The 9,888-nt window shown below is 46.0% G+C and carries 6 protein-coding genes; 3 read left to right on the plus strand and 3 right to left on the minus strand.

The window, feature by feature from the left end; genetic code table 11:
* Positions 1-308: 308 nt before the first annotated feature.
* Together C4S61_RS18555 and C4S61_RS18560 are read left to right on the plus strand one after the other, a co-directional pair.
* Complete coding sequence (locus C4S61_RS18555) at positions 309-6,662, plus strand: PAS domain-containing protein (protein WP_103926289.1); 6,354 nt, start codon at positions 309-311, stop codon at positions 6,660-6,662.
* Positions 6,659-7,084 carry a response regulator gene (locus C4S61_RS18560; RefSeq protein WP_103926290.1) on the plus strand — a complete coding sequence of 142 codons (426 nt, stop codon included), beginning with the start codon at positions 6,659-6,661 and terminating at the stop codon, positions 7,082-7,084. Before C4S61_RS18555 ends, C4S61_RS18560 begins: the two co-directional genes overlap by 4 nt.
* Here the strand turns inward: C4S61_RS18560 and C4S61_RS18565 are convergent.
* The 3 genes from C4S61_RS18565 to C4S61_RS18575 form a co-directional block, all read right to left on the minus strand.
* Positions 7,081-7,356 carry a hypothetical protein gene (locus tag C4S61_RS18565; protein WP_103926291.1) on the minus strand — a complete coding sequence of 92 codons (276 nt, stop codon included), beginning with the start codon at positions 7,354-7,356 and terminating at the stop codon, positions 7,081-7,083. The genes C4S61_RS18560 and C4S61_RS18565 overlap by 4 nt on opposite strands.
* A 159-nt stretch (positions 7,357-7,515) precedes the next feature.
* Positions 7,516-8,520 (minus strand): Gfo/Idh/MocA family protein, encoded by a 1,005-nt coding sequence (locus tag C4S61_RS18570; RefSeq protein WP_103926292.1) that lies wholly within the window; start codon positions 8,518-8,520, stop codon positions 7,516-7,518.
* Between the two features lie 474 nt (positions 8,521-8,994).
* Positions 8,995-9,501 carry a heme-binding domain-containing protein gene (locus C4S61_RS18575; protein WP_103926293.1) on the minus strand — a complete coding sequence of 169 codons (507 nt, stop codon included), beginning with the start codon at positions 9,499-9,501 and terminating at the stop codon, positions 8,995-8,997.
* Positions 9,502-9,713: 212 nt separating this feature from the next.
* Here C4S61_RS18575 and C4S61_RS18580 point away from each other — a divergent pair.
* Positions 9,714-9,888 (plus strand): DUF4372 domain-containing protein (locus C4S61_RS18580; RefSeq protein ID WP_146064379.1); only part of this gene is annotated, 175 nt, incomplete at its 3' end.

Raw genomic sequence — 9,888 nt, forward strand, 5'->3', positions numbered from 1 at the left:
GCTTGAGACTTTCCTGAAAACGCTGCAAGCGAGTAAACCACGGACTTTATGGCAAAACTTTCTACCCGAATTTGAATTCATTGAAACTTCGCCTGAGAATTTTTGTGAAAAGTTTAGAGGCTCAATCAGGCGTGAAAAATGGTAACTTTCCAATCACCACTGGCTTTGCGTACTACAGGTTTATTTTATTTGCTTTGGAATAACTAGTTTTCTTTTATGGAATAAACTACTTTAATTTTATTAGTTTTCGAATAGCCAAACACGAATTTTATCTGCCACCCAATAAAGCCTTTAACCAATACGAGCAAATGAGCTTGCAAAAACCTTCAGTTGAGAATAACGGTGAGTTATTCAGCGCTTTTAAGGAAGTTTTATCTCAAAAGGAGTTTGAGGACCTGGCAGAGTTAGCATCCATTATCTGTCAAGCTCAAGTAGCGTACATTTCATTGTATGAGGGGAAATCGATTGTTTTTCATTCCGGCTTTGGCTTGAAATCCAGCGATTTATTGAAGTGTAAATCCTTTGGAGATCAGATGCTCTCCAGTCCGAATGAATTTCTTTTAATTGAGGATTTGCAAAGTGATGCCCGGTTTAAAACCCATCCTCTTGTCTCGTGCAGTAATGGATTTCGATTTTTTATCGGCATTTCCCTGAATTTCAAAGACTCTAGGATCAAGGGCTCCCTTTGTGTGATGGATTACTCGACTAAAGAGCTTCCGGACAGTCAGTTAAATGCCTTAAACAAATTGGCTGATCAGGTGGTGAACTTTTATGAGTCCCGGATGGATGGAATGTTGCTCAAGGAGTCCAAAAAAGAACTGGAGCAGGAACACCTTCGCCTTCAAAACATCATCGACGCAACAGAGGTGGGGACTTGGGAATGGAATATTAAAACCGGAAAACTTTCCTATTCTTCAGGTTGGGCAGCGATGCTGGGGTACAAGCTTGAGGAGTTGGGCCCCATCACGAGAAGGACCCGCAGTCACTTGATACATCCCCAAGACCTGGAAAGGTCCAATCAGTTACTGGATGAATACCTACACCGAAAATCCAAAATCTATCAGTGTGAAGTTCGAATGAGACACAAAGACGGACATTGGGTTTGGATATTGGATCGGGGACAGGTGATGGCCTGGGATGAAAAAGGCACTCCTGCAGTAATGTTCGGGACCCACACAGATATCAGTCAGCAAGTGCTGGCAAAAGAACAACTGAGTACTCGGGAACGGAGATTTAGAGCATTGATTGAGAACAGTGACGATGCATTTGCCATTCTCGATCTTAAAGGGAAGCCCACGTATGTCTCGGCTTCCATTTCCAGAGTATTGGGCTACAGCGAACAAGAGGCCATGGAGCTCAATCTTTTTGAAATCACCCATCCGGATGATCGGGATCAAGTGGCAGTGCATTTCAAAAATTCCCTTCAGCAACCCGGAATTCCCGTACCCGGCCATACCGGAAGAATCCTGCATAAAGATGGGACCTGGAGGTGGCTTTCGGCTAACATCACCTGTATGCTTCATGATCCGGTGATCAACGGAATCATCGACAACTTTAAGGATGTGACCGAAGAAGTCATTGCCGAGCAAAAGCTCGTTCAGAGTGAGCGTAGGTTCAAAAAGTTGGTGCTTGAGGGGGCTGATCTCATTTCGATTGTTGATGATCGGGGAAACTACCTTTACCTCAGCCCTAATTTTCAGTCTTATCTCGACATAGAAGTGGAGGAGCTGTTAGGCCAAAATGCCTTTTCCTTTATCCATCCTGACGATGTTACCTGGCTGAGCGATGAGTTTAGTGCCATAGCTGTCCAAAAGCAGCTTAAGTCCTCCCCATATCGCTTTAGATCGAAAGACCACGAGTGGAGGTGGTTGCAGTCAGTAGCCACCAACTTGACGGATGACCCGGATATCGGGGGAATCGTGATCAACTCGGTGGATATTACTAAGACAATTGAAGTTCAAAGCCAATTAAAGCTTGCAAACGAGCGATTTGAACTTATTCTTAGAGCCGGATCGGAAAGTATCTATGACTATAACCCCATCTCAAGGGAAATCTTCCTGAGTGAAGGATTTCGTGAAAATCTCGGTCTGGAGATCAAGTCAGACTTTGAGAATTTCGATACGATCTATGAAAGTTTGCATCCTCTGGACAGGGAAAGAGCTGTCAGTGAATTTATGGAGGCGATGGAAGATGCCAGTAGGCAAGTGTGGGAAAGAGAATATCGGCTCCGTAAAGGGAATGGGGAGTATGCCTACATCCGGGACCGATCGATTCGCCTGAGAGATCCAAATGGACGGACCGTCCGGGTGGTGGGTGCCATGCGGGACATGACAAGGGAATTCATTTCCCAAAAGTTGGATGAATTTGAAAAGCAACTCATCGAGCGCAGTCTGATGGAGAATGTTGATGAGCAGGAAATCTACACTGATTTTCTGCTTCAGTTAGAGTCTATCATACCCAATATGCGAGCTTCGGTACTCAGGATCATCGACGGTAAGTTATCCAATTTTGCTTCGCCCTCCCTTGAGTTGGGTGTTATATCTGCCATTGAAGGGTTACCTGTTGGGGTTGGCCAAGGATCTTGTGGCACGGCAGCATTCCTCAAACAGCCCATTCTGGTGCAAGACGTACTTACAGATCCCTATTGGGAGGACTACAGAGAATTGGCAAAGCACTACGGCATTGGGGCCTGCTGGTCTTTCCCGATTTTCAACAATCAAGGTCAGGTCGCTGCCACCATCGCCAATTACTTTCATGAAAAGAAAACCACACAGGGAATAGAACTGCTCGTCCTGGAGCGAGCGCACCGTATTCTCGGGATCGTCATGGCCAAATTTGATTATTTGGAGAAGATCCGAAAAGACAATGAACGCTACGAAATAGTCAACAAATCCACCAAGGATGCCATCTTTGACTGGGATGTGCAGCGAGATATATTCACCTGGGGGGATAGTTTTCGAAGGAGTTTTGGACACGACTTTAGCCAAAGGAAATTCGAATTGCAGAACTGGGAGGAGTTAACCCATCCGGCTGATCGTGGCGAAAAAGATGCACCTTGGGCACAATTTCTCTCCGATCCCGGTCAGGATAAATGGGAAAATCAATTCAGGTTGCTCAAGTCTGACGGCACCTATGCTTTTGTAGAAGAGCATGCCTACATGGTGCGGGATGCGGAGGGGCTTCCGATCCGGATGGTCGGAGTATTGCGTGACCGCACCGAACGATATACGATCGAATTACTCAAAGATACCCAGGAAAAAATATCCAATCACTTCAAGTCAGAGGAGCCACTGGAAGAGATCGTGAAAAATCTCCTTTCAGAACTGACCGATATTGGTGATTTTCAGGTCGGTGAAATATGGCTTACTGCTCAGGAGAATACCCAGCTGGCACTTGGAGCAACCAAGGGAATTTGGAATGATAGCGGGCTTTACTCCAAAGAAGAAGAAAGTTTGATACCACTGATAGAAAGAAAAGGACTACCGGCCAGGCTTTGGGATAGTAAGGAGGTAGTCTATTGGAATCAGCTGGATCAGACCAAAGATTTTCTTCGAAAAGAATGGGCGTCTGATTTTGGACTGGTAGCTGCTATCGGGATTCCCTTTATATCAGGAGATGAAATTCTGGGGGTTTGTCTTCTCTTTTCCAAAGAACCTATATCAGAGAAGAATATAAGTTTCCGGATTCTTCGTGAATTGGTTCCGTTTATCGGACGGGAGTTACGAAGGAAACAGCAGGAGGAGGAATTGAAGCTCTTTTTTACCTATTCCCCTGATATCCTGGCGATTTCCTCACCCAAGGGGTACTTTACCAAAGTCAACCCTGCTTTTTGTGAGCTTTTGGGCTACTCAGAGAAAGAATTGACTTACGTTCCGTTCACAAAATTCCTGCATCCTGATGATCTTAAACGCACTGAGAAGGAGTTTGATGAAACATCGAAAGCGGAAAGGCTAGCTGAAAATTTTGTCAATCGGTACCGCACCAAATCCGGTGACTATCGCTATATCTCCTGGAATTCCTCCGACGTTTTTGGTCCCAATAAGTTGGTCTTTGCCTATGGTCGGGATGTGACAGAATTCAAAAAAATGGAAGAACTTCTGGAAAATGCCTCCTTGTTGGCAAGAGTGGGTGGTTGGGAAGTGGATTTGGAGCGGAATATCCACAGTTGGTCACAGGTGACGCGGGAGATTCATGAGTTAGACGAGCACCATATTTCTGATTTGACCGAATCGATAAATTATTACCGGGAGGATTTCAGGGACATGGTGAGGAATAAAGTCTCCCAAACCATTGAACTGGGAACGCAATTCGATTTTGAAGCAGTGATCGTCACAGCAAAAGGAAATGAAAAATGGGTGAGAGCAATCGGGGAAGCAGAGCAGGTTCAGGGGAAAACCGTCCGGATATTCGGCTCGATTCAGGATATCCATGACAATAAAATCATGGAGGAGCGGCTCCGAGGTGTCTCTGACAACGTGCCGGGTGTCATTTTCCAATACACCATCAAACCTGAAGGTACTGATGAGTTAAGCTATGTAAGCAAAGGTTCAGAGTTGATTTGGGGACTTTCTCCGGAGGAGTGCATGAATGACAGCTCCAAAATCTGGTCGCAAGTGGCAGGAGGAGGGGATATGCAGGCGCTTCAGCGAAGCATTCAATTTTCCGCAGAGACTCTGGAAAAGTGGAATTTTGAGTGGCGGGTTTTGTCCCTTGACGGACAGATTCGCTGGCACCATGGGATGGGTATTCCTTCCCGCAAGCCCGACGGGACAGTCATTTGGGACTCCCTAGTCATGGACGTCACCGAAAGGAAAAAGCTTGAAAACCTCCTGGAGCAATCTTCCCGAATGGCCAAGATTGGGAGTTGGGAAATAGATGCACGAATGACCCCGTATTTTTTGGAGTGGAATGCCACCACCGCAGCTATCCTGGAGACAGACCTGGGCGGCGTGTCATTGGAGGAGGCGATTCAGGTTTATCCCAAGGAATTTCAAAAAATCGTCCAAGAAGCCATGCATTTACTCCTGGAGAAGGGTGTATCATTTGATCAGGAATTGCCGCTCTACACGGCCAAAGGAAATAAAAAGTGGATTAGATGCCTGGGTCAGGCTCAGGTGTTGGGTGGGAAAGTGATTCGGGCTTTTGGAAGTTTTCAGGACATCCACGACCGCAAGGTCACCGAATTGGAATTCAAGCAACTTTTTCAGGAGCGAAATTCCATTTTGGAAAGTATCGGCGACGGTTTCTTTGCCTTGGACAAGAATTGGACCGTAACCTACTGGAATAATCAAGCAGAGAAATTATTGCATGTCGATAAGGAAACGATCGTCGGCAAAAATCTCTGGGGCGTATTCCATCAGGAAACGAACACTTTATCCTATGTCAATTATCATCACGCATTAGAAACCGGCGAGACGATTCACTTTGAAGAATGTTATGAAAAATTAGACACCTGGTTTTCCGTATCTGTATTTCCTTCCGATTCAGGTCTCACCGTTTATTTCAAAGACATCACCTCAGCTAAGCAATCCGAAAAGCTCCTCAGCGAGTCCAATGAACGCTTTGAAAAAGTGGCCGAAGCTACAAACGATGCGATTTGGGATTATCAGATCGAGTCAGGGGAAGTGTTTTTCGGGAAAGGCTTCCATTCCTTATTCGGCTTCCCGCTGGATATGCCCATGCCGGAGTTTGAGCTGCTCACCGAATTCATTCATCCTGAAGACAAAGAGCGGGTGCTGAGCAGATTGAATTCTTATCAACATGATCCCGCGATCAACTCCTGGAATGACGAATACCGATTTAAGAAGGCGGATAATTCCTACGCCTATGTGATCAATCGGGCCACGTTTATCAGAAACAGTCAAGGGAAACTGCTTCGAATCATCGGAGCTATCACGGATATTACGGACCGTAAAAATTACGAGGAATCACTCAAAGTCCTCAATCAAAATCTGGAAAAGCAGGCAAGAGAACTCGCCACTTCCAATGCTGAACTGGAACATTTTGCCTATGTCGCCTCTCATGATTTGCAGGAGCCGCTGAGGATGGTGTCCAGCTTCCTGACCCAACTGGACCGCAGGTATAGGGACAAGTTGGACGAGAAGGCCCAGCAGTATATCCATTTTGCCGTCGATGGGGCAGTACGAATGAGAAGGATCATTCTGGATCTTCTGGAATTTTCCAGAGTGGGCAAAGAAAAGGAAAGAAATGAGCGCGTACGACTGCAGGAACTGGTCGATGAGGTGATCAGCCTGCATAAGCAGTCGATCGAGGAAAATGACGGAAAAGTTCGCTACGAGGGACTGGAAAGTATCGTCTGCTATCGAGTTCCGATTTTTCAGGTGATCCAAAATTTAATTGGCAACGCACTCAAATATTCCCGGGCCGGGGTACCTCCGGAGGTTTTGGTCAAATCCGAAGATGTGGGGGATGCTTGGCTGATTTCTGTAAAAGACAATGGGCTGGGGATCAAAGAAGAATACTTTGATAAAATTTTTGTTATTTTTCAGCGACTTCATCGCAAAGATGAATACCAAGGCTCTGGAATGGGGCTTGCAATTGTTAAAAAAATCATTGAAGGGCTGGGAGGCAGGATTTGGTTGGAGTCAGTGTACGGTCAGGGTAGTACTTTTTATTTCACCATTCCAAAATCAGGAAAATGAAAAAAATACACGTGTTAATTGTGGAGGATAATGAAGGCGATATTATCCTGCTCAGGGAAGTATTGGAACAAAGGCCAACCATCCGGAAAATATCTGTGGCCAAAACCGGTCAGGAAGCCGTTGATTTCGTCATGAAAGCGGGGAATTTTGCCGGGGAAGAGACACCTGACCTGATCCTCCTGGACATCAACCTCCCCCTAAAAAACGGCCACGAAGTCTTGGAAATCATCAAAACTCACGGGGAGTATCGGTCCATTCCCATCATCATGTTGACCACCTCCTCTTCACCCGACGATATCAATCTGTCCTACTTCCAGCATGCCAACCTCTACATCACCAAGCCAAGCGATATGAATGCCTTTGAGGAGGTCCTGGACGGGGTAGATGCTTTTTTTATCAACTTGATCCAGCTGCCGTGCTAAAAGAAACTTCCGATGGTGAAAAGGGTACAAGCTGCCAAGGCCACCACGCTGACTTTGGTCAAAAAGGGAGTGGAATTCCTAACCCAATACCGGATACCAATCACCAGGAAATACACCTGTAACAGCAGGAAGGGGATCGTGAGCAATTCTCTCAGCATCCCAACTACGGGATAGTCAATTTCCAGGACATTAATCAAACCCAAGAGCAGAAAGTAGCAGACAATGATGAAATTGATCAGGGTCAGATTGATGGATTTGATCTGTTTGGACATGGGTGAATTACACGGAAATCGGGGTCAAGTTGCAACTAAGCCGTGACAATCTAGGTAGAAAAAAAGAGCTTGACTATTTGATCCTGCGGAAGGATTGGCTATAGCTTAGGTGCATCTATTTGCCAAAAATGGCTGAATTTGTGCACCTTTTTTGATTTTTTATTCTACCCGATTTTTTACCAGTTCTCCCATTGCCCAGTTTGCTCGGGCGCCGGTGATGCCTGTGCTGGGGCAGGCGCCTTGGCCCAGCAATTCGTCCACGATGCTGTGAATCAAAGGCTGCTGGATATGATGGGGAAGGGGAAGCTGGAAATGTTCGGGTTCCTGTGAGTCCCGGAGCACGGTAAATTCCCCCTTGCCAAAGGTGGCAAACCGAATCTGGCCCAGGCTGCCATCGATAATGATTTCATCCTTTCTTGCCGTATGCGAGGAAGTGAAGCACCAGTTTCCTGTGCCCAGGATGCCGTTTTCGAAGACAAAACTTCCCGTCACGATATCCTCAGCAGCATAGGCTTTGGCCTGATTGCCGGAGAATCCTGCGGCATGCGTGATCTTGCCAAAGAAGAAATCCAAAAGATCCAACTGATGGGAGGCGAGATCAAAAAAGTAACCTCCTCCGGCTATCTCAGGATTGACGCGCCAGTTGTCGTCCAGTTTGGTCATGAGATCGGCCTCGACAGCTTGCTTGAGATTGATGTGGACGGTTCGGATTTCTCCGATTGCTCCCTCGTCAAGCAGCGCCTTGATCCGAAGGAAATGAGGAAGCGCCCTGCGGTAATAGGCCACGAAAAGTGGCACTTCTGCCGACTGGCAGCGGTCGATCATTTCCAGACACTCGGAATAGGTGCGGGCCATGGGTTTTTCCACATAGACGGGTTTGCCCGCTGCGGCTGCCATTCGGGTGAGTTCGAGATGGGCATTAGGCGGAGTGGCGATGTAGATGGCGTTGACCTCTGGATCAAGGATCAGGGCCTCGGCGGAGGTGTACCACTTTGAGACCCCATGTCGGGCGGCATAGTCTTTGACTTTGGCTTCATCCCTGCGCATCACTGCGACCAACCGGCTGTGGGGAATACGATTCATTGCCGGAGCAGACTTGACCTCGCAGACATTTCCCACGCCTAAGACTCCCCAGCGTACTTCTGAATCTTTGAATTTTTGCATTGGGGAAAATAGGGAATGATTTTAGGTTTTGAAAATAGTTGGTGCTTTCAGTGTTTCTGTGAAAAAAAATCAGCACAGGGTCGCAAAGTGAAGCAAAGGATTTTTACCACAGAGTGCTCAGAGAAAAAGAAATTGGAGGGCAGTCCTTGAATTGATCCTCAGAACTTTTCGGCTCGACTGGCCTTTTTCAAGGTCGCGGAGAGGAAAAGCTAAAGCTTTTAAAATTTTTGCCGTAATGTTTTTTTACCACAAAGATCTCAAAGAAATAGAGGACGGAATGGTTCAAGGCTTCAGTCTTGGACCCACAATTATGCAGTCTTCCGACTGCTTTGTTACCGGAGTTCTGCTCAAAGTCTGAAAGTTTTCAATCTCTCTCTTTTTTTCTCTGTGGCAAAAAACTTTTCGTTCTAGTTGCCTTGAGGCGACATAAAAAAAGCCCGAATTTACATCCGGGCTAATTGTTTGATAGTTGTATCAGTTGGCAGGTGCTGCACGGGGCTTCATTTTCAGGCTGTCGGCAGGATAAGTGGCTGCGAGCATGGCCATTTGATCTTTTGCCCAATCGATCAATACTTTTCGTTCCTCATCGGTCAGGTTTGCCTCGGGGTGAAGCCCGAAATAGGTGTAGGAGGCTAGGGGCATTTCCTTTTCCTCCACCATTTCGACTACCTCTTCAAATTTGTGGTTTTGGACAGCCAGCGGGAGTTTGGTGAAGGTGGATAAATTCCACTCGCGCTTGCCTTCGTTCACATGGTCAGCAAGGAAGTATTTAATGGGCTGAATGTTGGAATACCAAGGATAGCGGGTGAGGTTAGAGTGACAATCGTTGCAGGCGCCTTTGAGAATCATGGCGACATTGTCCGGCACTTCGTAACTTTTTGTGATGTCAAATTCGGTGTCGTTGCTTTCGTTTTTTTCAGCAGGTATAAACTGAATAAGGATCAAGAGTACGACAAGTCCAAGGGTGATTTTTTTGATCATGGCTGGATGGGTTAACAGGGGTTAGACTGGAGGGGGTTTATTTGGATTAAATTATGTTTTATGAAAATTTCAAGGTAATTTAGTTACTTAAGTCAAATAGGATTTTTAGGAAGTATTAAAATTTTCTCAATAGCGTCCTAAATAAAAAATGAGAGGTCCTATTTTTTGACCAAAATAGTTACTTTGGTTTGCACCAAAACCTCAGACCTCTCATGGGTAATATTACGCTGTTTTCTCAGATTATTAAAAAGATTGACCGCCCGATTTTCAAGAAGCTGGTCAAAGAAAAACAAACAGATAAAGGCTGTAAGGGATTCGACAGTTGGACACATTTGGTCTCCATGCTTTTCTGCCATTTTGCCAAGAGTACCTCGGTAAGGGATATTT

This window comes from Algoriphagus boritolerans DSM 17298 = JCM 18970 (assembly GCF_900108085.1).
Classification (GTDB): domain Bacteria; phylum Bacteroidota; class Bacteroidia; order Cytophagales; family Cyclobacteriaceae; genus Algoriphagus; species Algoriphagus boritolerans.

Excerpts from the sequence above, each read along its gene's own strand:
- C4S61_RS18560 (WP_103926290.1), top strand. The coding sequence starts at position 6,659 with ATGAAAAAAATACACGTGTTAATTGTGGAGGATAATGAAGGCGATATT.
- C4S61_RS18555 (WP_103926289.1), top strand. The coding sequence starts at position 309 with ATGAGCTTGCAAAAACCTTCAGTTGAGAATAACGGTGAGTTATTCAGC.
- C4S61_RS18575 (WP_103926293.1), bottom strand. The coding sequence starts at position 9,501 with ATGATCAAAAAAATCACCCTTGGACTTGTCGTACTCTTGATCCTTATT.
- C4S61_RS18565 (WP_103926291.1), bottom strand. The coding sequence starts at position 7,356 with ATGTCCAAACAGATCAAATCCATCAATCTGACCCTGATCAATTTCATC.
- C4S61_RS18570 (WP_103926292.1), bottom strand. The coding sequence starts at position 8,520 with ATGCAAAAATTCAAAGATTCAGAAGTACGCTGGGGAGTCTTAGGCGTG.